The following is a 21,743-nucleotide window of genomic DNA, read 5'->3' as shown; positions in this document are numbered from 1 at the left end:
GATCGCCGACGGATCGGCTCGGAGCGCACCTCGTTCGTGGGGGGCGGGGAGCGGCGGCCCGGCCGGGCCGCCGACAGGGCTCGGGCGCTCAGGCGCCGAGTGCGACCCGGCGCGCCAGGCGCGCCCGCGCCGGCGCGGCCCAGGCGGCGTCCTGCCCGGGCAGGAAGTCCGCGCTGGGGCCGGCGGGGGCAGCCAGCGCGTCGACCCAGATGCGCTGGCGGTCGATGCCCAGCACGCCGCCGGACAGGCGCAACGCGTCGCCGCAGCGCAGCAGCTGGCGCAGCCGGCGCAGCGCGGCCTCGAAGGCACCGAGTGCGAGGTCGCCCTCGGCGTCGGGCCAGAGCAGGTCGGCCAGGTGCGCGGCCGGCGCCTCGCCGCCATGGGCGATCAGCGCCTGCAGCAGGTCGAGCGGGCGCTTCTGCTGCTTGCCCTGCGACGGCAGCGGTTCGCCATCGACCTCGACCGCGAAGCGCCCCAGCGTGTGCACCCGCACCGGCCAGGGCCAGGCGGCGCCGGCCTGCGCAGGCGGCGCGAGGCGCAGCGTGCGCACCAGGCGGCGCGCCGCCACGGGTTCGATGCCGGCGTCCAGCGCGAGCGCGAGCAGCCGGGCGAGGGTCGCGGGGGCGCCGCCCGGCGGGGCCCACAGCGCGTGGCTGCGCACGGTGGCGAGCGCGCGGGCCAGGCGGTGCCGCGCGCCGTCGTGGTCGCCCAGCTCGAGCACGGTGCCGGCATCCAGCAGCAGCACGTGCAACTGGGTCAGCGTGTTGCCGGTGGCCTCGGCGATGGCGGCCAGCGCGTCGCGTTCGGCACGCAGGGCGTCGGCGTTGCCGAGCTGCTGCAGCGCGTGGGCGCGCACCGCGCGCGACATCGCCAGCGGCGCCGGGCCCATGGCCTGCGCGGCATCGATCGCCAGCCGCGCCGCCGCTTCGGCCGGGGCCGCCTCGCCGCCGCACAGCAGCAGCCAGCCGCGCACCGTGAAGTGATGCCAGGCCTCCATGCGCCGGCTGGCGTCGGCGTGCGCCGCCACCTCGTCGAGCCAGCGGCCTGCGCCGACCCGGTCGCCCGCCAGCGCGGCGAAACAGGCGCCGTGCAGGCGCAGGTGCTGGTCGAGCAGGCTGATGCCGCTGGCCGCGGCGTCGGCCAGCGCCTCGCGGGTGGCGCGCAGCCCGCCGTCCCAGTCGCCGTCGGCCCAGGCGGCGTACTGGCGCAGCAGACCCCAGAGCAGCTTGGCGTACGGCGCCACGCCGGGCCGGGCCAGCTCGGCACGGGCCAGCGCCGGCAGCGCCGCGAGGTCGAGGTACCGGCCCTGGTACCAGGCGTTCTTGGCCAGCAGCATGGCGGCGCGCAGCTTCAGGGTCGGGTCCACCGGTTCGTGCAGCAGCGCCTGCACGCGTGCCTGCCAGGCCGGGCGGGCAGGGTGGTTCGGCTCGCGCAGGAACAGCGCACTCCACACTGCCACGGCGGCGGCGGCGCGCTGCTCGGCCGGCGCGTCGTGGTCGTCGGCCCGCACGCCCAGCGCCTGGAGCGCCGCGACACGTGCCGCCAGCGGCCGGGTGTCGTCGAAGGACTGGAAGTGGCTCGCGATGGCGAGCGTCTGGCACGCGACCTGCAATGCGCGCTCGGACGGCGTGGCCCGTTCGAGCGCGGCGTCGGCATGTCCGCGTGCCGCCGATGGGTCGCGTACCAGCTCGGCCTGGGCCAGGCGCCAGCACAACTCGGCGCTGCGCTGCGGCGCGGGCACGGCCAGCGCCGCCTCGCGCAGGCCGGCGTGGCGGCAGCCCGCGAGCCACGCCGGCGCGAGCCGGCACAGCAGCGCGTCCACCGCGGGCCAGGCCGAGGCGTCGGCCTGCGCCGCCCGCTGCCGCAGGCCGAGTGCGGCCTCGGCGTCGCCGCGCGCCTCGAGCCGCTCGGCACAATCGGCCAGGCGCGTGGCGAGTTCGCCGGCCGGCAGGCGTTCGCGCAGGCGCGCACGCAGGAAGTCGGCCAGCAGGTCGTGCAGTCGCCAGCGCGGCGGCTCGGTGCCGCAGCGGTCGAGCAGCAACGCGCGGTCGGCCAGCCGGTCCAGCCGCACCGCATCGGCGTCCTGCGCCGTGATCTCGGGCAGCCAGGCGCAGGCCTCGAGGGCCGCCCGGGTGGGCTCGTCCAGGCTCGGCCAGAACTCGTGCTCCAGCAGATCGCGCAGGCGATCAACGCCGCGCCGCTGCGCCAGCAGGGCGACGGCGACCGGCCAGCCGCCGCTGCGTCGGTGCAGATCGAGCGCTTCGGCGTCGCTGCCGCCCGGCGCGAGCCAGGCGGCGGTCTCGTCGGGGTCGAACGCCAGCTCGGCGGGATCGAGTTCAACCAGCCGGCCGGCGCTCGCGGCGCGCGCCAGGGCCGCCGGAACCTCGTGCTGCGACAGCAGCAGGACATGCTGGCCCTGGCGCGCCTCGTCGACCACGGTGGTGACGAAACGCACCAGGGCAGCCTCGTCGGCCAGCGCCTGCAGGTCGTCGAACACCAGCACGCAGCGCGAGGGCAGGGCGGCGAACAGGGCACGCAGCCGGCTGCGCAGCAGATGGCCGGGTTGCGCCAGTTGCTCGCGGCTCGGGGCCGGCAGGGTGGCCGGGCTGTCCGTTCCGCGGGCGTGTGCCAGGGCGTCGCCGAGGTGGGCCAGCAGCGCGGCCGGGTCGGCATCGCTGCCGTCCAGGCGCAGCCACAGCGCCGCCGCGGCCCGCCCGGCGCAGGCGCCGGCCAGCGTGGTCTTGCCGCTGCCGGTGCAGGCGCCGATCCAGACCGCGCGGGTGTCGGGCCGGGCCAGCAGATCGTCGAGGCGCCGCAGCAGCCGCGGCCGCGTCAGCCGCCGCGCCAGGTCGGGCGGCACCACGTGGGCCGGGGCGGGGCGCGGCGCACCGGGGTCGATCTGGGTCATGCGGGGGGCCTCCGACTCGCGACGCTCCAAGCTTGCCCGCTGCCGCCCGCCCGGGCAATCCGCTGGACGAGGGAAGCCGGCATGGCATGCTTACGCGCGATGACCCCCGTTGCTTCCAACCCCGCGGCACGTGCCGCCGAACTGCGTTCGCAGCTGCAGCACCATGCGCACCGCTACTACGTGCTCGATGCGCCGGAGATTCCCGATGCCGAATACGACCGGCTGTTCCAGGAACTGCAGGCGATCGAGGCGGCGCACCCGCAGCTGCTGACGCCGGACTCGCCGACCCAGCGTGTGCTCGGCAAGGTGCTGCCCGGCCTGGTGCCGGTGCGGCATGCGGTGCCGATGCTCTCGATCCGCACCGAGACCGACACCACCGCCGCCGGCGCCGAGGCCTTCGACGCGCGCGTGCGGCGCGAGCTCGGGCTCGAGGCCGACGCGCCGCCGGTCGAGTACTGCGCCGAGCTCAAGTTCGACGGCCTGGCGATCAACCTGCGCTACGAACGTGGTGTGCTGGCGCAGGCCGCCACGCGCGGCGACGGCGAGACCGGCGAGGACGTCACCCAGAACATCCGCACCATCGGCCAGATCCCGCTGCGGCTGTTCGGCCGGAGCGACGAACTGCCCGAGCTGATCGAGATCCGCGGCGAGGTCTACATGCGGCGCGACGATTTCGAGCGCCTGAACGAGCGCCAGCGCGAGAAGGGCGAGAAGAGCTTCATCAACCCGCGCAACACCGCCGCCGGTGCGGTGCGCCAGCTCGACCCGGCGCAGGTGGCGGCCAAGAAGCTGAGCTTCTTCGCCTACGGCCTGGGCGACCTGCGCGGCTGGGCCCAGCCGGACACGCACAGCGCGACGCTCGACGCCATCGCCGCCTTCGGCGTGCCGGTCAACGGCGAGCGCGCGGTGGTGCACGGGGCCGAGGGCCTGGCGGCCTACCACCGGCGCATCGCGGCACGGCGCGACGCGCTGCCGTTCGACATCGACGGCGTGGTCTACAAGGTCAATCACATCGCGCTGCAGAAGCGGCTCGGCTTCGTGACGCGCGAGCCGCGCTGGGCGGTGGCGCACAAGTACCCGGCCCAGGAGCAGATGACGCGCCTGAACGACATCGAGATCCAGGTCGGCCGCACCGGCAAGCTCACGCCGGTGGCCAAGCTGGAGCCGGTGTTCGTGGGCGGCACGACGGTCAGCAACGCGACGCTGCACAACCTGTTCGAGCTGCGGCGCAAGAAGGTGCGGGTGGGCGACACGGTGATCGTGCGCCGCGCCGGCGACGTGATCCCGGAGGTCGTCGGCGTGGTGCCGACGGCGCGGCCGCACTACGTGCCGAACTTCCGCATGCCGCGCAGCTGCCCGGTGTGCGGCAGCACCGTCGTGCGCGAGCGCGGCGGCGTGGACCACCGCTGCAGCGGCGGCCTGTTCTGCGCCGCACAGCGCAAGCAGGCCCTGCTGCACTTCGCCGGCCGACGGGCGATGGACGTCGAGGGCCTGGGCGACAAGCTCGTCGACCAGCTGGTGGACGGCGGACTGATCCGCACCCTGCCCGAGCTCTACAAGCTCGGCGTCGCCAAGCTGGCGGCGCTGGACCGCATGGCCGAGAAGAGCGCGGCCAACCTGGTGGCCGCACTCGAGAAGAGCAAGCAGACGACGCTGGCGCGCTTCCTCTATGCGTTGGGCATCCGCCAGGTCGGTGAGGCCACGGCCAAGGACCTGGCGAAGCACTTCGGTTCGCTCGACCGCGTGATGGACGCGAGCGTCGAGCAGCTGCTCGAGGTGCCCGACGTCGGACCGATCGTCGCGACGAGCATCCGCACCTTCTTCGAGCAGCCGCACAACCGCGAGGTGGTGGAGCAGCTGCGCGCCGCCGGCGTGCGCTGGGACGAACACGACGGCACGGCCGACACCGCGCCGAAACCGCTGGCCGGCAAGACGCTGGTGCTGACCGGCACGCTGCCGAGCCTCGGCCGCGAGGAGGCCAAGGCGCTGATCGAGGCGGCCGGCGGCAAGGTGGCCGGCTCGGTGTCGAAGAAGACCCACTACGTGATCGCGGGCGAGGAGGCCGGCAGCAAGCTCGACAAGGCGCGCGAACTCGGCGTGCCGGTGCTCGACGAGGCCGGCCTGCGCGCGCTGCTGGCATGAACGCGGCCTGGCTCGAGCGCCTGCGCGCCAGGGCGGACCAGCCGCCGCTGCGCCCGCGGGTGCCGCTGCGGCTGGCGTCCGCGGTGATCGGCTCGGTCGAGCCGGGGCTCGGCGACCAGCTCGCGGCGGCCGGGCTGCCCGTGGCGGCGACCGGCGATGCCGTCGTGCTGCAGGGCGAGGCCGATGCCTCGCTGGCGCGCATCGCCCGCTGGCTGCACGAGCACGGCCTGGCCAGCCGCTGGCGCGACGAACTGCTGGCGGTGACCGACGACACGGGCCGGGTGCAGGCTGCGGTCGAGCGCGCCGCGGTGCGGCCGCTGGGCATCACCACCTTCGCCGTGCACCTGGTCGGGCGCGACCCGGCGGGCCGCTGGTGGCTGCAGCAGCGTGCGCTGGACAAGGCCACCGACCCGGGCCGCTGGGACACGCTGATGGGCGGCCTGGTGGCCGACCGCGAGAGCCTGCAGCAGACGCTCGAGCGCGAGACCTGGGAGGAGGCCGGCCTGCGCCTGGCCGATCTCGAGGAACTGCGCGAGCACGGCGCGCTGACGGTGCGCCGTCCGGTGGCCGAGGGCTACATGGTCGAGCGCATGGCGGTCTATTCGGCGCGTGTGCCGGCCCACCTGGTGCCCGAGAACCAGGACGGCGAGGTCGAGCGCTTCGAGTGCGTCGACGAGCCGACCCTGCGCGCCCGCCTGGCCGCCGATGCCTTCACGCTCGAGGCGGCGCTGGTGCTGCTGCGGGTCATGGGCGAGTGAGCTGGGCGCGCGCCCCGGCGTGCCTCACTCCCGCGGCCGGAAACTGATCTCGATGGTGGACGGCACGCGGCCGTCGGTGTCGCGCGGCAGGACCTCGGTCTTGTCGATCGCGCGCAGCACGGCCTCGTCCCAGGCCGGCACGCCACTGCTCTTGAGCAGCTTGCGGCCGATGATGGTGCCGTCCGGCGCGGCGCGCACCTCCACGGTGGCCAGCGGGTTGGCGTCGATCGAGTCGCTGAACACGATGTTGGGCAGGATGCGCGCCTTGATGCGCCCGGCATAGCTGGCCGACGGGCCGGCGGTGCGCTGCGCGGTGCCGGTCGAGGAGGGATCGCCGGTGGCGCCGGCCTGGCTCAGGATGCGCTTCATCTGCGCCTCGCGCAGCGCCTCGAGCCGCTCCTGTTCCTTGCGCTTCGCCTCGGCTTCCTTCTTCTTGCGCTCGGCCTCTTCCTTCTGCTGGCGCAGCTGCTCCTCCTTCTGGCGCTGCAGCTCCTCGCGCCTGGCCTCTTCCTCCTCCTTGCGCTTGCGTTCCTCTTCCTTCTTCGCCTTCTCGATGGCGATCTGCGCATCCTGCTGCGGCTTCTGCACCGGCTCGGGCTTGGGGGGCGGTGGCGGGGCCGGCTTGGGCTGCGGCGCCGGCTCGGGTTCGACCGGCCGCGGCGCGGCGATCTGCGGCACCGCGGCCCACAGCTCGGCCTCGACGCCGGCCGGGTTGCTCGAGCGCCAGCTGACCCCGAAGGCGATCGCGACGACCAGCAGCGCGTGCACCAGCAGCGCGAGCCCGAGCCCGCGGCCGATGCCGTCGGGGTTGCGCGGGATCAGCGCGTCGCGGGTCAGCGTGGAGACGTGCATGGGCTCAGCTGGAGCTGCTCTTGACCGCCAGCCCGACGCGCTGGATGCCGGCACGCTGCAGCGTGTCCATCACCTTGACCACGCTCTCGTACTTGATGCCCTTGTCGGCCGAGATCACCACCGGCGTGTCCGGGTTGCCGGACTGGGCCTGCCTGACGCGCGCGGCGAGGTTCTTGAAGTTCGCGCCGTCGATGTCCTTGCCGTCGAGCTTGAGCTTGACGCTCTCGTCGCCGGCGACGATCACTTCCACCACATGCTCCGGCCGCTGCTTGGCCTTGCCGACCGTCGGCAGGTCGATCACGCCGGTGGTGATCAGCGGCGCGGTGACCATGAAGATGATCAGCAGCACCAGCATGACGTCGATGAACGGCACCATGTTGATCTCGCTGATGGTGCGGCGGCGTCCGCCTCCGCGCGAAACGACAGCAGGCATCGGGCAGCCTTTCTAGCGGCTGTGCGCGAAGCCGCTGCTGACGGTGGCTGCGGCCGGCGCCGGGCCGGGCGCGCCGACGTTGCGCTGCAGGATGTTCGAGAACTCCTCGATGAAGGTCTCGAGCTGGATCGCGATGCGGTCGATGTCGCGCGCGAAGCGGTTGTAGGCGATCACCGCCGGGATGGCCGCGAACAGGCCGATCGCGGTGGCCACCAGCGCCTCGGCGATGCCCGGCGCCACGGTGGCCAGCGTCACCTGCTGCATGTTCGACAGGCCGACGAAGGCGTGCATGATCCCCCACACCGTGCCGAACAGGCCGACGTAGGGGCTGACCGAGCCGACCGAGGCCAGGAAGCTGAGGTTGGATTCCACCGCGTCGATCTCGCGCTGGAAGCTCGCGCGCATCGCGCGGCGCGCGCCATCGAGCAGCGCGCCGGCGTCGAGCACGCGCTTCTCGCGCAGCTTCAGGAACTCGCGCATGCCCGAGGCGAAGATGCGCTCCATCGGCGCGCCGCGGCCGTCGACGCTGCGTTTGCTCGCATCGGCATACAGCTCGTTGAGGTTGCGCCCGGCCCAGAAATCGCGCTCGAACTCGTCGTTCTCGCCGCGCACGCGGCGCAGGCCGAACAGCTTGCCGAAGATCACCGTCCAGCTCGCCAGCGAGGCCAGCAGCAGGCCGGCCATCACCAGCTGCACGACGAAGCTGGCCTGCGTGACGAGGGTGAAGATGGAGAAGTCCTGGTTCATGGCAACTTGGTGAGAAGCTCGGTCGGAATGCGCCGCATCTTGAAAGTTCCGGCATCGACGCAGCCGATGCGGATGCGGCCCTCGGCCAGCAGCGTGCGCTCGCCCGGCGCGCTGCGCCAGGCCTGCTGCACGAGGCTCATCGACACCCGGCCCACCTCCTGCGCCATCACGCTGACCTCGAGCAGGTCGTCCAGGCGCGCCGGGGCCAGGTAGCGCACCGCAGTATCGGCGACGATGAAGATCGTGCCTGTGTCGGTTCGCAAGCGCTCCTGCTCGAAGCCCAGCGAGCGCAGCCATTCGGTGCGGGCGCGCTCGAAGAACTTCAGGTAGTTGGCGTAGAACACGACGCCGCCGGCGTCGGTGTCCTCCCAGTAGACGCGCAGCGTGAAGCTGAAGGGGGGGGCGTGGATCTCGGGCAAGCCGCGATTATCGCTGCTGCACCCGCTGGTACACCGGGCCCCACAGCGGATGGCCGGCTTCGGACTTGGTCAGCGCGAACGCCGGGTCGGCGGCACGCGCGGCACGGAAGGCCGCCTCGCAGTCGGCCATGCGGCTGCTGGTGCAGAAGATGAACGCGAGCAGCTTGTGCGCCGCGGCCTTGTCGCGCGGCGAGGCGAGGCCGGCCTGCAAGGCCGTCTGCAGCTGCTTCTCGGCCTGCGGGTACTGCGCGTCGTCGTAGGCGCGCAGGCCGGCCAGCAAGGCCTTCTCGGCCGGCCGTTCGGCCACGTCCAGCAGCCCGAGCGTCGGCGCATTGACCGGCGGCTGGGCGCAGCCGGCGGCCAGCAGGGTGAACAGGGCGAAGGAGGCCGCGGCGACCGAGCGCAAGTTCATGATCCGAAGCGGTGCTTGAGCGTCACCGACTGGCCGGCGGTGACGGTGACCTGGGTGGTGAAGGCGGGGAAATCGGCGTTGCGGATCGTGATCTGGTGCCGGCCCTCGGGCAGCGTCAGCTCGTTGAGCGGCGGCGTGGTGCCCACCGGGGTGCCGTCGACCTCCACCTGGCCCCAGGGGCTGACGGCCACCTTCACGGTGCCGAGTGCCGGCGCTGCCGTTGCCGTCGCCGCCGGCCGGGCGTCACGCGCGCGGCGTTCGCGAGCCGAATCCCGCGCCGGGGCGGTGGCCGTCCGGGGGGCCGGCGCGGCCGCCGGCGGTGCGGCCGGTGCTGCCTCGGCCACCGGCGCGGGGGCCGGCGCCGGTTCGGGCGGCGGCGGCTCCGCCGGCACGGGCGCTGCGGCCTGCACGGCCGGCGTTGCTGCGGGCGGCAGTGGCGCCGGCGCCGTCACGGGCACCGCATTCGCCTCGGCCACGGCAGTCGCCGGGTCGATGCCGTGGTTCAGCGCCACGAAGGCCCACCAGGCGCCCGCCACCGCCAGCAGCGCGACGGCTGCGCCGGCCAGCGCCCAGGTGCGGCGCTGCTGCGCCATCGGCACCGGCTCGGCCGGGGCCGGCGCCTCGGCGCCCGCGTCGGCGTGTTCGTCGAGCCAGTGGCGCAGTTCGCGCGAGAAGGCGCGGGCCGAGCGGAAGCGCAGGTCCGGGTCCTTCTGCATCGCACGCTCGGCGATCTCGGCCAGACTGGTCGGCACGGCCGGGTTGACCTCGTCGGCGCGCGGCGGCTGGTGCTCCAGCACCGCCTGGGTGATCTCGGACAGCGTCGATCCGCGGAACGGCTTCTGGTCGGTCAGCAGCTCGTAGAACACGACGCCGAGCGAGAACACGTCGGCGCGCCGGTCCACCACCTCGTGGCGCGCCTGCTCGGGCGCCATGTAGTAGGGCGAGCCGGCGGCCACGTCGCCGGCGCCGTCGTGCTGGTGGGCGATGCGGGCGATGCCGAAATCGAGCACGCGCGGCTGGGTGCGGCCGACCATGAAGATGTTGGCCGGCTTGATGTCGCGGTGCACCACGCCCTTGGTGTGGGCGTAGGACAGCGCGTCGGCGACCCGCCGCACGATCAGCGCGGCCTGCGTGGCTGTCGGGCGCCAGCCCTCCTGGCGCAGCTGGCGCAGGTCGCGGCCCTTGAGCAGTTCCATCGCGATGTAGGCGCTCTGGTCGCTGACGCCGGCATCGAACACCGTGACGATGTGCGGGTGGCTCAGGCTGCCCGCGGCACGCGCCTCGTTCAGGAACAGCGCGTTGAAGGACTCGCGCTCCTCGGGCGAGATCTCCAGGTTCAGGGTCTTGATCGCGATCAGGCGCGACAGCAGCGGGTCGTGCGCCGCGTACACCGTGCCCAGGCCGCCGGCGCCGATGCGGTACTTGAGCGCATAGCGGCCGATGTGCCCGATGGTGGGCATGTCGCCCTCGCGCTTGGGCGGCGGGTTGGTCGAGAAGGTCGGGACCGGCCCGGCAGGCAGGTTGGCCTCCTGCTCGCCCCAGTTCACGAAGTCGGAGGCGGTCGGCGGCAGGGTGGGCGGGATCGGCTCGGCCGGCTCCGAATCGGCCGGCTCGGGCCGCGACGGGGGGCTCGAAAAGCTCACCCCGGCAGCTTAGTGCAGCGTCCGGGCCGCGATGCGTGAAAAAGACCCCGCAGGGCGCGCTTGTTAACCGTTGCTCACCAAGTTGCGGGGCGCTTGGCGGCGGCGCGACAGCCAGTCCTGCAGCCGCGCCAGCGCCTCCTGCAACTGCGGCAGCGCGCTGGCGTAGGACAGGCGCAGCCAGCGTTCGCTGCCGTGGCGGCCGAAATCGCGCCCCGGCGTCAGCGCCACCTGGGCACCGCGCATGGCCTCGAAGACGAAGTCCCAGCTGCTGGCGGCGTGCGCCGAACAGTCGGCCCAGGCGTAGAACGCGCCATCCGGCGCTACCGGGACGCTCAGCCCCATCGCATTCAGCGCCGGCACGACGAGATCTCGCCGGGCGCGGAACTCGCCGCGCCGGCGTTCGTATTCGGCGATCGATTCGGCCTCGAAGCAGGCCAGTGCGGCACGCTGCGCAATCGTCGAGGCGCAGATGAACAGGTTCTGGGCCAGCTTCTCGACCGCCGGCACGAGCGCGGCCGGCAGCACCAGCCAGCCGAGCCGCCAGCCGGTCATCGAGAAGTACTTCGAGAAGCTGTTCACCGAGATCACGTCCTCGCCGTGGGCGAGTGCGCTGTGGCCGTAGCGCTCGTCGTAGCTCAGGCCGAGGTAGATCTCGTCGACGATCGTGAATCCGCCACGCGCGCGTACCGCGCGCACGATGCGGCCCATCTCGTCGGGGTCGATCGAGGTGCCGGTCGGGTTGGACGGCGACGCGAGCAGCACGCCGCGCGTGCGATCGCCCCAGGCCGCCTCGACGCCGGCGGCATCGAGCTGGAAGCGCTGCGCCGGGCCGGCCGGCAGCAGCACGGCTCGCCCCTCGGCGGCGGCGACGAAATGCCGGTTGCAGGGGTAGCTCGGGTCGGGCAGCAGCACCTCGTCGTCGCGGTCGATCAGCGCCAGGCAGGCGAGCTGCAGCGCGGCCGAGGCACCGGCGGTGACGACGATGCGCGCGGGATCGATGGCGAGCCCGAAGCGCCGGCCGTACCATCCAGCGATGCGCTCGCGCAGCGACGGCAGCCCGGTGGCGTCGGTGTACTGCGTGCGGCCGTCGCGCAGCGCCCGTTCGGCAGCCTCGCGCACCAGCGGCGGCGCGGTGAAGTCGGGCTCGCCGATGTTCAGGAAGATCATGCGCCGGCCGCCGCGGGCCGGGTCGCACAGCGGCGACTGCGCCAGCTCGGTGGCCGCCTTGGCGCACTCCATCACGTAGAAGGGCTCGATGTGCTCGAGCCGGCCGGCGGTCCTCACCGCGGCGCCGCTCCACGGGCGCGCTGCACCTCGGCCGGGCGCAGCTCGGTGGCGGCCTTGTCGAGCACGCCGTTGACGTACTTGTGGCCGTCGGTGCCGCCGTAGCTCTTGGCCAGCTCGACCGCTTCGTTGATCGCCACCTTGTACGGCACGTCCAGGCAGTGCTGCATCTCGTAGACGCCGATCATCAGCACGCCGTGTTCGATCGGCGACAGCTCGGTGGTCTTGCGGTCGACATGCTTGGCGAGCACCGCGTCGATGCCGGCCGCCTCGGCGATGCAGCCGTGCAGCAGCGCGTCGAAGTGCGCCGCGTCGGCGCCGGCGAAGCCGTCCTGCTCGCGCATGTGGGCGTCGATCACGCCCGGCTCGGCGCCGCCGAGCAGCCACTGGTACAGGCCCTGCAGCGCGAACTCGCGCGAGCGCCGGCGCGCCGACGGCGGGCGCTTGCCCGCCGGGCGCGGCTTCTTCTTCGCAGGCGTCTCGGTCACGACAGGTCTTCCATCAGGCAGGCCATCTCGACCGCCACACGTGCCGCGTCGCGGCCCTTGTCCTCGGCGCGTGCCCAGGCCTGGGCCTCGTTCTCGACCGTCAGGATCGCGTTGGCGATCGGGATCTGGTGGTCCAGCGAGACGCGAGTGACGCCGGCGCCACTCTCGTTGGCCACCAGCTCGAAGTGGTAGGTCTCGCCGCGGATGATGCAGCCCAGCGCGATCAGCGCGTCGAAGTCGTCGCTGTCGGCCAGCGCCATCAGCGCCACCGGCACCTCCAGCGCCCCGGGCACGGTGACATGGCGGATGTGCTTCTCGGCCACGCCGAGTGCGCGCAGCTCGGCGAGGCAGGTCTGCGCCAGCTTGTCGGTGACGGGGGCATTGAAGCGCGCCTGGACGATGGCGATGCGCAGGTCCTGGCCGTCCAGATCGACTCCGGCGCCCTTGTCGGCGTCTTGCATGAAAGCTCCTAGGGCGAGACGAAACCGGTGACCTCGAGGCCGTAGCCGACCATGCTGGGCATGCGCCGCGGGCTGCCGAGCAGGCGCATCCTGGCCACGCCGAGGTCGCGCAGGATCTGCGCGCCGACGCCGTAGGTGCGCAGGTCCATCTGGCCGCGGGCCGGCGCGGCCGGCTCGGCGCGCGCCTCGGCCAGCTGCGGCAGCAGGGCGGCAACGTCCTCGCCGCAGTTCAGCAGCAGCGCCACGCCGCGCTCGCTGGCCTGCACCGCGGCCAACGCCTTGGGCAGCGGCCACGAATGGCCGCAGCGGCCGACATCGAGCAGGTCGAGCACCGACAGCGGCTCGTGCACGCGCACCAGCACCTCCTCGCCGGGCTGCCAGCGGCCCTTGGTCAGCGCCAGGTGCAGGCCACCGGTGCGGTCGCGGTAGGCGGCGCAGTCGAACTCGCCGTGCGCGGTGCTCATGCGGCGCTGCGAGACACGCTCGATCAGCGACTCGTTGCGGCTGCGGTATTCGATCAGGTCGGCGATGGTGCCGATCTTCAGGCGGTGCTCACGCGCGAACTCGATCAGGTCCGGCAGGCGCGCCATCGTGCCGTCGTCCTTCATCACCTCGCAGATCACCGCGGCGGGCGTGAGGCCGGCCATGCCGGCCAGGTCGCAGCCGGCCTCGGTGTGCCCGGCGCGCATCAGCACGCCGCCGTCCTGCGCCTGCAGCGGGAAGATGTGGCCGGGCTGCACCAGGTCGCTCGGCTTGGCGTGGCGCGCCACCGCGGCCTGCACGGTGCGCGCGCGGTCGGCCGCGGAGATGCCGGTGGTCACGCCCTCGGCGGCCTCGATCGAGACGGTGAACGCGGTGCCGGTCTTCTGGCCATTGCGCGCCGCCATCGGCGTGAGCTGCAGCCGCTCGCAGCGCTCGCGCGTGAGCGTCAGGCAGATCAGCCCGCGGCCGAACTTCGCCATGAAGTTGATCGCCTCGGGGCTGACATGCTCGGCCGCGAGCACGAGGTCGCCCTCGTTCTCGCGATCCTCCTCGTCGACGAGGATGACCATGCGGCCGGCGGCGAGCTCGGCAACGAGCTCCGGAATCGGGGAAATCGACATGGCGGGATTATCAGGGCCGCGGCAGCGAGCCGCCGAGCATGCGTTCGACGTAGCGTGCGATCAGGTCGATCTCGAGGTTGACGGCCTGGCCGGCGCGCAGCGTGCCGAGCGTGGTGTTCTGCACGGTGTGCGGGATCAGGTTGATGCTGAACTCGCAGGCGCGTTCGAGGTCGGTGACCCGGTTGACGGTCAGGCTCACGCCGTTGACGGTGATCGAACCCTTGTAGGCCAGGAAGCGCGCCAGCGCCGGCGGGGCGCTGATGCGCAGCTCCCACGATTCGCCGATCGGCTCGAAGTGCACCACGGTGCCGATGCCGTCGACATGCCCGCTGACCAGATGGCCGCCGAGCCGGTCGTTGGCGCGCAGCGCCTTCTCGAGGTTGACCGGCCCGGGTTCGGCCAGGCCCGCGGTGCGCGCCAGGCTCTCGGCCGAGATGTCGATGCCGAAACGGTCACTGTCGCGGTCCAGCGTGGTGACGGTCATGCAGGCGCCGTTGATCGCGATGCTGTCGCCCAGCACGACGTCGTGCAGGTAGCCCGCCGGGGCCTGGATGGCGAGCCGCTTGCCGTGGGTCGCGTCGGTGCCCAGGGGTCGCACCTGCTCGATGCGGCCCACGCCGGTGATGATGCCTGTGAACATGCGCCGATTGTCGCAGGCGCGCCGCGCCGGCGTCGTCGCGCAGGTGTCAGGTCACGCGGCGGCGGGGCTCAGAAGCGTTCGCGGCCGGGCGGCCGGGCGATCAGGCGCAGGTCCTCGCCGACCGGCTGCACGTCGACCCAGCGCAGGTCGAGCGACTGCTCGAGCCGCTCCAGCGGGCCGAACGCGGCCAGCTCGCGCCCCAGGCCGAGCAGGCGAGGGGCCATGTAGACCAGGAACTCGTCGACCAGGCCCTCGCGGACGAACGAGCCGTTCAGCTTGTGGCCGGCCTCGAGGTGCAGCTCGTTGACGCCGCGGCGCGCCAGGTCGGCCAGCATCGCGGGAAGGTCGACCTTGCCGGCCGGCCCGGGCGCGAAGGCGATCTCGGCGCCGCGTGCGCTCAGCGCCGCCTCGCGCTCGGCGTGGGCCTGCGCGGCATACAGCAGCACCTGGCCGGGCGGCTCGAGCAGGCGGGCCGAGGGCGGCGTCTCGAGGCGCGAATCGACCACCACGCGCAGCGGCTGGCGCGCCGTCTCGACCAGCCGCACGTCCAGGCGCGGGTCGTCGTCGAGCACGGTCCCCACGCCGGTCAGCACCGCGCCGGCGCGTTTGCGCCAGGCGTGGCCATCCGTGCGCGCGGCCGCTCCGGTGATCCACTGGCTCACGCCGTTGGGCAGCGCGCTGCGGCCGTCCAGCGAGACGGCGCACTTCATGCGCACCCACGGCCGGCCGCGCACGACGCGCGAGAAGAAGCCGATGTTCAGCTCGCGCGCCGCCTCGGCCTGCGGCCCTTCGATCACCTCGATGCCGGCAGCGCGCAGCCGCGCCGCGCCCTGGCCGGCGACCTGCGGGAACGGGTCTTCCAGCGCCATCACGACCTTGCCCACACGCGCCCGGATCAGCGCATCGCAGCATGGCGGCGTGCGGCCGTGGTGGGCGCAGGGCTCGAGCGTCACGTACACCGTCGCGCCCTCGACCGACTCGCCGCGCGCCGCCGCGTCGCGCAGCGCCATCACCTCGGCATGCGGTCCACCGGCCTGCTGGGTGTGGCCGCGGCCGAGCACGCGGCCATCCGCTGCGGTGATGACGCAGCCCACGCGCGGATTCGGTTCGGTAAGGCCGACGCCCTGGCGCGCCAGCGCGAGGGCCTCGAGCATCGGGTCGGACGGTGCGGCAGCGGCGTCGGTCATCCGGTCCATTCTGCGCGAATCAGCGCGGCAGCACGGCGATGCCGGGCAGCGCCGGGTCGAGGGTCGCGAGCAGGGTGGCGAGCGTGAGCTGCTGAGGTGCACCGTCGGGTGCATTCCACTGGACGCTGACGCTGAGGGCCACGGCGCCCGGCCAGGCGGCTGCGTCGACGCTGCGCACCAGCCGGTAGCGCGTGCTCGCCGGGGCCGGGTCGACCAGGCGCTCGTCGGCTGCCGGCACACCCGGGGCGGCCCGCAGCGACTCGATCTCCGCCTGCGCCAGCCGCACCGCCTCGCTGCGCTGGCGGGCCAGCTCGGCGTGCCGGCGCAGCTCGGGCTGCAGGCGCAGCACGGCCAGCAGGCCGAGCGTGAGCACCAGCAGGCCGAGCAGGGCGTCGACCAGGCCGAGGCCGCGTTGGCGTGGGATCCGGGTCATGGTTGGCTCCTTCAGAAGTCGCGCCAGCTGCCCGGCACCCGCACGAAGCTGCCCTGGCCATTGCGCAGGCGCTGCAGCACGGCCGGGTCGTGGGCCAGATCGAAGGGCCCGCTGCCGGCGGCGCTGCCCTCGACGAGCAGGGCGCCACGCCAGGAGCCCGTGGGACCGACCCAGTCGATCGCCGCAGCCTGCGCCAGGCCGGTGAAGCCGACCGCGCCCTCGAGGCGCAGCCGGCCGCTGACGACCAGCAGCAGCGGCCGCTCGATCGAGCCGAGCGTCAGCGGCCCGCGCAGCAGCAGGTCGCCCTCCACGGCGATCAGCGGGCCGCGCGCGCATGCCGCGGCCACGGCCGCGCCGCAGTCGCCGCTGCAGGCCAGGCGCTGCACCACCGGCTGGGACAGCCAGGTCGCGCGGGCCATGCCGAAGTGGCGCGCGAAGAAGGCCTCGGTCGGCACGCCGGCGTCCTTCAGCGTCAGCGCGGCGGCGGGTGCCTGGGCCAGCACCGGCTGCAGCGCGAGCAGCACCTCCTGGCGTGCGACGGCATCGGGGGGCCCGGCGCCGTCGGCCACCAGCCGCACGAGGCCGGGACGGCCGATGTCGACCAGGGCCAGCGTGAACGAGGGTGCCGATGCTGCGGCGGGCGGCGCGGCGGCGTCGGCGCAGCGGCAGGTCCACGCGATGCCGTCGAGCGTGCAGTGCGAGGCCAGCGGGGCGGGCACGATGCGGCCACCGTCGTCGATCGCCAGGTGGCGGCGACGGAAGTCCTGCGTGCCGCCGGCGCGGCAGTCGTCGCCGATCGGCTGCGGCGAGTTCAACAGTGCGGTGCCCCACTCGAGGCCCGCCTCGGCGGCCTCGAAGGCCTCGGCGCCGCGCACCTGGTTGGCCGACAGGCGCAGCTCGAGCAGCAGCTGCCGGTTGGCCACGAGCAGGCCGAGCAGGGTGGCGACGAGCAGCAGCAGCGTGACGATCACGGTGCTTGCTCCACGTTGGTGTCGGTGTGGCATGGATGCTTCTCCTCGGCATCAGGCCGGACAGGCACCGATCGGTGCCGGGTTGCGCAGCCGCACCTCGGCCTCGAGCTGGCGCTGCACCGACGGGTCGGCCACCGCACGCGCGCTCAGGCGGATCGCCAGGCTGCGCGACTGCAGGCGCACGTCGCAGGTCGCGCCCGGCGGGCAGGGGTTCGGGCAGTGCCCGAGCAACGAGACTTCCTGCAGCCGTGGCCGAAGCTCGAAGGAGGTGACCGTGATCGACGCCGGGTCGCTGAGCGCCTGCCATCCGGCGCTGCCCAGCTGCAGCTCGAGCACGCCGTTGCGCAGGCGCAGGCCGAACTGCTCGTTGGCGTCGAGCCGGTGGTTCTCGACGGCATCGCGCGAGTAGGCGTAACTCGCTCCCGCCGAAGCCGCCGCCAGTGGCGCCAGGGCCGCGTACGGATTGCCCATCGGCGCGGAAGCCGACCAGGCCCACAAGGCCGGTGCCGGATCGCCCCAGTGGCCGGCGCGCCGCAGGTCGCGAGCCACCAGGTCGGCGGTGGCGCGCAGTTCCTGCATCAGCCGCAGCTCGGCACCGGCGCTGCGCTGCTCGCGCGTCTGTGCCGACAGCAGCGTGATCGCCGCGGCGACCACCAGCATGCCCACTGCCAGCCCGACCAGCAGTTCCACCAGGGACAGTCCCCGTGCAGGGCGGTCCATCACAGGCCCCAGCAGCGGCGGTTGGCCGCGGCGTCGTTGAGGCTCGCGTCGTCCGGGCCGGAACTGCGAGTGGTCATCGCCCCATCGACCGTCAGGCGCAGCAGGCGGCAGGCCCGGTCGCCGGCCTGGGAACCGATGGCGCGGGCCTGCACCACGTAGCGGTCGGCATCGGCCTGCGTCACCGCGAGCGCGTAATGGCCGCCTGTCGTGGTGGGTGAGACGCCGATCTGTGCCAGGCTGCCGTAGCTGCGCTGGTTGAAGCGCCAGCGCTCCTGCGCGGCCTGGGCCTGGGTGAGCGCCACCAGCGCGTCGGCACGGCGCGACTTCTGCAGTGCGCCCTGGAAGGTGGGCCAGGCCAGGCCCGAGAGCACGCCCGCCACCGACATCGCGGCGAGCAGTTCGACGAAGGTGAAGCCGGTCTGACGACGACGGTGGTGCATGGCGGGCTCCTTCGTCAGCAGGCGCGGTAACCGGGCACGGCAGCCAGCGGCGAGCAGCTGCGCAGACGGCCCATCACGTTGACCACGTGGTGGATCGCGCGGCCGTCGGCCGCGACCACGCGCAGCGTGGCGCTCGGCGTGGCGGTGCCGTGACGCGGGTCGAACAGCAGCGAGCCGCTGCTCGCCTGCAGGCCGATGCGCTCGCCCGCGCCCCAGGCGACGCTGCGGATCGCCTGCGCGCCGCCGCTGCAGGTGGCCGAGCCGTCGCCGGCGCAGCGACAGTCCGCTGCGGCGCCGGTGTGCACCAGGTAGCAGGCTTGCGCGGCATCGAGGCTCAGCCGCACCGGCCGGTTGCGCGCCAGCGCCTCGCCGCGGGCGAACTGCAGGTCGCCGGCGAGCTGCGTGGCCGCGCCGTCGAGCCGGCGCAGCTCGAGCACGGTGTTCAGGTTGGGTGCGGCGAGGCCGGCGACCACGGCGGCGAGGCCGAGCGTCACGGTCGTCTCGACCAGGCTCAGGCCGTGCTGGCGGGCGTGCCTGTGGGCGTGCTGGCGGGTCATGTGCATCCTCCGGGTGGAATCGATGCACGGACTCTAGGAATCGGCGCCGCACGGCGCGTCCCGCGGGAGGGCGAACGGGGCGTCCTCGTCGCGGGGCCCCCGGCGAAGGGTCCCCCGGGCGGGGGTATGGGCCCAGGCCGGGGCGCCTTCAGTCCGCAGGGACTGAAGGCTTCATCCGCCTCAAATGTCGCGGATCAGCTGCCGGAACTCGTCCACGTCCTCGAAGCTGCGGTAGACCGAGGCGAAGCGCACGTAGGCCACCTTGTCGATGCGCTTGAGTTCGCGCATCACCAGTTCGCCCAGGCGGGTGGAGGGCACTTCCTTGGCGCCGCTGTTCAGCAGCTTGTCCTGGATGCGCTCGACCGCGGCGTCGATCTGCTCGACGCTCACCGGCCGCTTGCGCAGCGCCAGGGTCATCGAGCCGCGCAGCTTGGCGAGGTCGAACTCCTCGCGCGTGCCGTCCTTCTTGACCACCGAGGGCAGGGCGATCTCGGCGCGCTCGTAGGTGGTGAAGCGCTTGTCGCAGTGCTGGCAGCGCCGCCGCCGGCGCACCACGTCGCCCTCGTCGGACTCGCGCGTCTCGACGACCTGGGTGTCTTCGTGGCTACAGAACGGGCAGCGCATCGCCGAGAAGGGGTCGCGCGCGCGACCCCGCCCCCATGTCGGTCACCGGTACACCGGGAAGTCGCGCGTCAGCGCCGCGACCTTGGCCCGCACCGCGGCGATGTTCGCCTCGTCGTGCGGCTTGTCGAGCACGTCGGCGATCAGCTGCGCCGTCTGGCGCGCCTGCTCTTCCCTGAAGCCGCGCGTGGTCATGGCCGGCGTGCCCAGGCGGATGCCGCTGGTGACCATCGGCTTCTGCGGGTCGTTCGGAATGCCGTTCTTGTTGGCCGTCATGTGGGCGCGGCCGAGGATGGCCTCGGCCTCCTTGCCGGTCAGGCCCTTCGGACGCAGGTCCACGAGCATCACGTGGCTCTGCGTGCCCCCGCTGACGATGCGCAGGCCACGCTCCGAGAGCGTCTGGGCGAGCACCGCGGCGTTCTTCACCACCTGCTGCTGGTAGGCCTTGAACTCGGGCGACAGCGCCTCCTTGAAGGCCACCGCCTTGCCGGCGATCACGTGCATCAGCGGGCCGCCCTGGATGCCGGGGAAGATCGCGCTGTTGATCTGCCTGGCGACAGGCTCCTTCATCAGGATCAGGCCGCCGCGCGGGCCGCGCAGCGTCTTGTGGGTGGTGGAGGTCACCGCGTCGGCGAAGGGCACCGGGTTCGGGTACACGCCCGCGGCGATCAGGCCGGCGTAGTGCGCCATGTCGACCATGAAGTAGGCCCCGACGTCCCTGGCCACCTTCGCGAAGCGCTCGAAGTCGATGTGCAGGCTGTAGGCCGAGGCGCCGGCGATGATCAGCTTCGGCTTGTGCTCGTGGGCCAGGCGCTCCATCGCCGCGTAGTCGATCACCTCGTTGGCATCCAGCCCGTAGCTCACCACCTTGAACCACTTGCCGCTCATGTTCAGCGGCATGCCGTGCGTCAGGTGGCCGCCTTCGGCGAGGCTCATGCCCATGATGGTGTCGCCCGGCTGCAGCAGCCCGAAGAACACGGCCTGGTTGGCCTGCGAGCCGGAGTTCGGCTGCACGTTGGCATGCTCGGCGCCGAACAGCTGCTTGAGCCGGTCGATCGCCAGCTGCTCGATTACGTCGACGTTCTCGCAGCCGCCGTAGTAGCGCTTGCCGGGGTAGCCCTCGGCGTACTTGTTGGTGAGCTGGGAGCCCTGCGCGGCCATCACGGCCGGCGACGCGTAGTTCTCCGACGCGATCAGCTCGATGTGCTCTTCCTGGCGCAGGTTCTCGGCCTGGATGGCCGCCCACACCTCGGGGTCGACGTTGGCAATGGTGGATTGGTGGCGGTCGAACATGAAGGCAGTCCTCGTCAGCGGATGTCCCCGGGGGCCGGCCGCGCGCGGAAGGCGCGGTCGCAGGGCTGCCCAGGCGAACGGCTCGTTCGGCAGGCGAAGCGCCATGCCGGCCGCGCTCCCCGGTGGTTCACCACCTCAGGCCCCAGGGCGGGGCCGCATCGCCAGTCGCGCGGTCGCGGGATTTTAGCGGAGCGCCCCGCTCAGCGAAGCAGTGCCACCCGCTCGGTCCGGGCCTTGTCGCTCTCCGGCGCCGCGGCCGGCTGGTCCGCCACCGGTGTCATCGCCGGCGCGGAGGCCGCTGCCGGTGCCGCAACCACCACGATCGCGGCGTTCACCGGCACGCTGCGACCGCCGGCCACCAGCTTCAGGTGGTTCTGCTCGGCCAGCACCTTGCCGGCATAACCGCCGTCGTCCTCCAGGTTGGCGGCGCCGACGTACCAGCGCAGACCGGCCTCGAGCCCCCCGGCGCGCTGGATGCACTCCTTGAGCACCTGCACGCCGACGCGCAGGTTGGTCACCGGGTCGAAGGCGGCGTGCGTGCCGCCGAAGGCCGAGTACTTGTCGTCGTGCACCTTGGTCATCACCTGCATCAGCCCCTGCGCGCCCACCGGGCTCTGCGCGAACGGGTTGAAGCTGGATTCGATCGCCATCACGGCGAGGATCAGCGTCGGGTCGATGCCCGCGCGCTCTCCCACGTGCCAGGCCTCCTTGACGAGTCGGCTGATCGGCTCCGGGGCGACGCGGTAGCGGCGCGAGATCCAGTTCGCCACCAGGGCCTGCTGCCGGGTGAGCTCGCGCGGGTCGGCCGCCGTGGCACGCGCCACGGCGCTGGGTTCACTGAGCTGCGCGGCCAGCAGTTCAGCGGGATCGGCACGCGCCTCCTGGCGGGCCTGCAGCCAGCCGAACATCCGTTCCTCGGCGGCATGACGCAACTCGGGCTTGCCGAGCGCAAAGACGACCGCCGCCACGAGCAGCAGTCCGATCAGGGCGAGCGTGTTGTGGCAGACCTCGAGCAAGCCATGCCCGACATCCTTCGCGAACACGGCGGCAGATTGGCCTGCCGCTACCCACCATCGTCGAAGCATCTCCATGTCACTCCTGTTGCTTCGGCGCTGCGCCGAGCGTGGGACTCCGTATCGGAGCCTGCTGCGCCTGGCAGCGATACTCTTCGTCTGTTCACCCGGCGGCGTTGCCGTCGGGACACGTCGTCGGGACTGGGCCGTCTCGACCG

At 73.1% G+C, this 21,743-nt stretch carries 23 protein-coding genes and 1 riboswitch; of the genes, 2 read left to right on the top strand and 21 right to left on the bottom strand.

Annotated elements, in window-relative coordinates; translation table 11 throughout:
* Window positions 1-88: 88 nt before the first annotated feature.
* A complete protein-coding gene (locus tag D9C15_RS06425; RefSeq protein ID WP_127996608.1) occupies window positions 89-2,908 on the bottom strand; it encodes a winged helix-turn-helix domain-containing protein in 2,820 nt (939 codons plus the stop codon).
* Between the two features lie 99 nt (window positions 2,909-3,007).
* Here D9C15_RS06425 and ligA point away from each other — a divergent pair, with 99 nt between their 5' ends.
* Window positions 3,008-5,050 carry an NAD-dependent DNA ligase LigA gene (gene ligA, locus D9C15_RS06420; protein ID WP_127996607.1) on the top strand — a complete coding sequence of 681 codons (2,043 nt, stop codon included), beginning with the start codon at window positions 3,008-3,010 and terminating at the stop codon, window positions 5,048-5,050.
* Entirely contained in the window at window positions 5,047-5,808 is a 762-nt protein-coding gene (locus D9C15_RS06415; RefSeq protein WP_127996606.1) for an NUDIX hydrolase, read from the top strand. Before ligA ends, D9C15_RS06415 begins: the two co-directional genes overlap by 4 nt.
* 24 nt (window positions 5,809-5,832) lie before the next feature.
* On the opposite strand, the gene D9C15_RS06410 is transcribed toward D9C15_RS06415, so the two are convergent.
* The 20 genes from D9C15_RS06410 to D9C15_RS06315 form a co-directional block, all read right to left on the bottom strand.
* Complete coding sequence (locus tag D9C15_RS06410; RefSeq protein WP_127996605.1) at window positions 5,833-6,660, bottom strand: energy transducer TonB; 828 nt, start codon at window positions 6,658-6,660, stop codon at window positions 5,833-5,835.
* Between the two features lie 4 nt (window positions 6,661-6,664).
* Complete coding sequence (gene tolR, locus D9C15_RS06405; RefSeq protein WP_127996604.1) at window positions 6,665-7,093, bottom strand: protein TolR; 429 nt, start codon at window positions 7,091-7,093, stop codon at window positions 6,665-6,667.
* A 12-nt stretch (window positions 7,094-7,105) separates the two neighbouring features.
* On the bottom strand, window positions 7,106-7,840 hold the full coding sequence (gene tolQ, locus D9C15_RS06400) for a protein TolQ (RefSeq protein ID WP_127996603.1): 735 nt from the start codon (window positions 7,838-7,840) through the stop codon (window positions 7,106-7,108).
* Window positions 7,837-8,259 (bottom strand): tol-pal system-associated acyl-CoA thioesterase, encoded by a 423-nt coding sequence (gene ybgC, locus D9C15_RS06395; protein WP_127996602.1) that lies wholly within the window; start codon window positions 8,257-8,259, stop codon window positions 7,837-7,839. Before ybgC ends, tolQ begins: the two co-directional genes overlap by 4 nt.
* Before the next feature lie 7 nt (window positions 8,260-8,266).
* Window positions 8,267-8,671 carry a TssQ family T6SS-associated lipoprotein gene (locus tag D9C15_RS06390; RefSeq protein WP_127996601.1) on the bottom strand — a complete coding sequence of 135 codons (405 nt, stop codon included), beginning with the start codon at window positions 8,669-8,671 and terminating at the stop codon, window positions 8,267-8,269.
* Window positions 8,668-10,314, bottom strand: coding sequence for a serine/threonine-protein kinase (locus D9C15_RS06385; RefSeq protein ID WP_240668307.1), 1,647 nt, complete (start codon window positions 10,312-10,314; stop codon window positions 8,668-8,670). Before D9C15_RS06385 ends, D9C15_RS06390 begins: the two co-directional genes overlap by 4 nt.
* Window positions 10,315-10,377: 63 nt before the next feature.
* Entirely contained in the window at window positions 10,378-11,598 is a 1,221-nt protein-coding gene (locus D9C15_RS06380; RefSeq protein WP_127996600.1) for a pyridoxal phosphate-dependent aminotransferase, read from the bottom strand.
* The gene (gene nusB, locus D9C15_RS06375; protein WP_127996599.1) at window positions 11,595-12,086 is read right to left on the bottom strand and encodes a transcription antitermination factor NusB; all 492 of its coding nucleotides are present in this window, start codon (window positions 12,084-12,086) and stop codon (window positions 11,595-11,597) included. Before nusB ends, D9C15_RS06380 begins: the two co-directional genes overlap by 4 nt.
* Window positions 12,083-12,547, bottom strand: a complete 465-nt coding sequence (gene ribH / locus D9C15_RS06370) for a 6,7-dimethyl-8-ribityllumazine synthase (RefSeq protein WP_127996598.1) — start codon at window positions 12,545-12,547, stop codon at window positions 12,083-12,085. The genes nusB and ribH overlap by 4 nt, the downstream gene beginning before the upstream one ends.
* An 8-nt stretch (window positions 12,548-12,555) precedes the next feature.
* Window positions 12,556-13,650: a bifunctional 3,4-dihydroxy-2-butanone-4-phosphate synthase/GTP cyclohydrolase II gene (gene ribBA, locus D9C15_RS06365; protein WP_127996597.1), complete on the bottom strand. Its 1,095-nt coding sequence runs from the start codon at window positions 13,648-13,650 to the stop codon at window positions 12,556-12,558.
* Window positions 13,651-13,660: 10 nt separating this feature from the next.
* Window positions 13,661-14,290 carry a riboflavin synthase gene (locus tag D9C15_RS06360; RefSeq protein ID WP_127996596.1) on the bottom strand — a complete coding sequence of 210 codons (630 nt, stop codon included), beginning with the start codon at window positions 14,288-14,290 and terminating at the stop codon, window positions 13,661-13,663.
* A gap of 68 nt (window positions 14,291-14,358) precedes the next feature.
* Window positions 14,359-15,477, bottom strand: a complete 1,119-nt coding sequence (ribD, locus tag D9C15_RS06355; RefSeq protein ID WP_240668306.1) for a bifunctional diaminohydroxyphosphoribosylaminopyrimidine deaminase/5-amino-6-(5-phosphoribosylamino)uracil reductase RibD — start codon at window positions 15,475-15,477, stop codon at window positions 14,359-14,361.
* A gap of 19 nt (window positions 15,478-15,496) precedes the next feature.
* The gene (locus D9C15_RS06350; protein WP_127996595.1) at window positions 15,497-15,910 is read right to left on the bottom strand and encodes a type IV pilus modification PilV family protein; all 414 of its coding nucleotides are present in this window, start codon (window positions 15,908-15,910) and stop codon (window positions 15,497-15,499) included.
* 11 nt (window positions 15,911-15,921) lie between these two features.
* The gene (locus D9C15_RS06345) at window positions 15,922-16,914 is read right to left on the bottom strand and encodes a PilX N-terminal domain-containing pilus assembly protein (protein WP_127996594.1); all 993 of its coding nucleotides are present in this window, start codon (window positions 16,912-16,914) and stop codon (window positions 15,922-15,924) included.
* An 18-nt stretch (window positions 16,915-16,932) separates the two neighbouring features.
* On the bottom strand, window positions 16,933-17,601 hold the full coding sequence (locus tag D9C15_RS06340) for a prepilin-type N-terminal cleavage/methylation domain-containing protein (protein ID WP_127996593.1): 669 nt from the start codon (window positions 17,599-17,601) through the stop codon (window positions 16,933-16,935).
* The gene (locus tag D9C15_RS06335; RefSeq protein WP_127996717.1) at window positions 17,601-18,041 is read right to left on the bottom strand and encodes a type IV pilin protein; all 441 of its coding nucleotides are present in this window, start codon (window positions 18,039-18,041) and stop codon (window positions 17,601-17,603) included. Before D9C15_RS06335 ends, D9C15_RS06340 begins: the two co-directional genes overlap by 1 nt.
* Before the next feature lie 14 nt (window positions 18,042-18,055).
* Complete coding sequence (locus D9C15_RS06330; protein ID WP_164886665.1) at window positions 18,056-18,598, bottom strand: GspH/FimT family pseudopilin; 543 nt, start codon at window positions 18,596-18,598, stop codon at window positions 18,056-18,058.
* 180 nt (window positions 18,599-18,778) lie between these two features.
* Window positions 18,779-19,222, bottom strand: a complete 444-nt coding sequence (gene nrdR / locus D9C15_RS06325) for a transcriptional regulator NrdR (protein ID WP_127996591.1) — start codon at window positions 19,220-19,222, stop codon at window positions 18,779-18,781.
* Between the two features lie 42 nt (window positions 19,223-19,264).
* Window positions 19,265-20,512 carry a serine hydroxymethyltransferase gene (glyA, locus tag D9C15_RS06320; RefSeq protein ID WP_127996590.1) on the bottom strand — a complete coding sequence of 416 codons (1,248 nt, stop codon included), beginning with the start codon at window positions 20,510-20,512 and terminating at the stop codon, window positions 19,265-19,267.
* Between the two features lie 60 nt (window positions 20,513-20,572).
* Window positions 20,573-20,691, bottom strand: a riboswitch (ZMP/ZTP riboswitch).
* Between the two features lie 21 nt (window positions 20,692-20,712).
* On the bottom strand, window positions 20,713-21,603 hold the full coding sequence (locus D9C15_RS06315) for a lytic transglycosylase domain-containing protein (RefSeq protein WP_127996589.1): 891 nt from the start codon (window positions 21,601-21,603) through the stop codon (window positions 20,713-20,715).
* Window positions 21,604-21,743 lie beyond the last annotated feature (140 nt).

The sequence above is a fragment of the Piscinibacter defluvii genome (assembly GCF_004011805.1).
GTDB lineage: Bacteria > Pseudomonadota > Gammaproteobacteria > Burkholderiales > Burkholderiaceae_C > Piscinibacter > Piscinibacter defluvii.
The sequence above is the reverse complement of the archived record's forward strand: the minus strand, read 5'-3'. Positions and strand labels throughout refer to the sequence as shown.

Bases quoted from the DNA above. Each gene is read 5' to 3' on its own strand.
- D9C15_RS06425 (WP_127996608.1), bottom strand. From the start codon at position 2,908: ATGACCCAGATCGACCCCGGTGCGCCGCGCCCCGCCCCGGCCCACGTG.
- ligA (WP_127996607.1), top strand. From the start codon at position 3,008: ATGACCCCCGTTGCTTCCAACCCCGCGGCACGTGCCGCCGAACTGCGT.
- D9C15_RS06415 (WP_127996606.1), top strand. From the start codon at position 5,047: ATGAACGCGGCCTGGCTCGAGCGCCTGCGCGCCAGGGCGGACCAGCCG.
- D9C15_RS06410 (WP_127996605.1), bottom strand. From the start codon at position 6,660: ATGCACGTCTCCACGCTGACCCGCGACGCGCTGATCCCGCGCAACCCC.
- tolR (WP_127996604.1), bottom strand. From the start codon at position 7,093: ATGCCTGCTGTCGTTTCGCGCGGAGGCGGACGCCGCCGCACCATCAGC.
- tolQ (WP_127996603.1), bottom strand. From the start codon at position 7,840: ATGAACCAGGACTTCTCCATCTTCACCCTCGTCACGCAGGCCAGCTTC.
- D9C15_RS06390 (WP_127996601.1), bottom strand. From the start codon at position 8,671: ATGAACTTGCGCTCGGTCGCCGCGGCCTCCTTCGCCCTGTTCACCCTG.
- ribH (WP_127996598.1), bottom strand. From the start codon at position 12,547: ATGCAAGACGCCGACAAGGGCGCCGGAGTCGATCTGGACGGCCAGGAC.
- ribBA (WP_127996597.1), bottom strand. From the start codon at position 13,650: ATGTCGATTTCCCCGATTCCGGAGCTCGTTGCCGAGCTCGCCGCCGGC.
- D9C15_RS06360 (WP_127996596.1), bottom strand. From the start codon at position 14,290: ATGTTCACAGGCATCATCACCGGCGTGGGCCGCATCGAGCAGGTGCGA.
- ribD (WP_240668306.1), bottom strand. From the start codon at position 15,477: ATGACCGACGCCGCTGCCGCACCGTCCGACCCGATGCTCGAGGCCCTC.
- D9C15_RS06350 (WP_127996595.1), bottom strand. From the start codon at position 15,910: ATGACCCGGATCCCACGCCAACGCGGCCTCGGCCTGGTCGACGCCCTG.
- D9C15_RS06345 (WP_127996594.1), bottom strand. From the start codon at position 16,914: ATGCCACACCGACACCAACGTGGAGCAAGCACCGTGATCGTCACGCTG.
- D9C15_RS06340 (WP_127996593.1), bottom strand. From the start codon at position 17,601: ATGGACCGCCCTGCACGGGGACTGTCCCTGGTGGAACTGCTGGTCGGG.
- D9C15_RS06335 (WP_127996717.1), bottom strand. From the start codon at position 18,041: ATGCACCACCGTCGTCGTCAGACCGGCTTCACCTTCGTCGAACTGCTC.
- D9C15_RS06330 (WP_164886665.1), bottom strand. From the start codon at position 18,598: ATGACCCGCCAGCACGCCCACAGGCACGCCCGCCAGCACGGCCTGAGC.
- nrdR (WP_127996591.1), bottom strand. From the start codon at position 19,222: ATGCGCTGCCCGTTCTGTAGCCACGAAGACACCCAGGTCGTCGAGACG.
- glyA (WP_127996590.1), bottom strand. From the start codon at position 20,512: ATGTTCGACCGCCACCAATCCACCATTGCCAACGTCGACCCCGAGGTG.
- D9C15_RS06315 (WP_127996589.1), bottom strand. From the start codon at position 21,603: ATGGAGATGCTTCGACGATGGTGGGTAGCGGCAGGCCAATCTGCCGCC.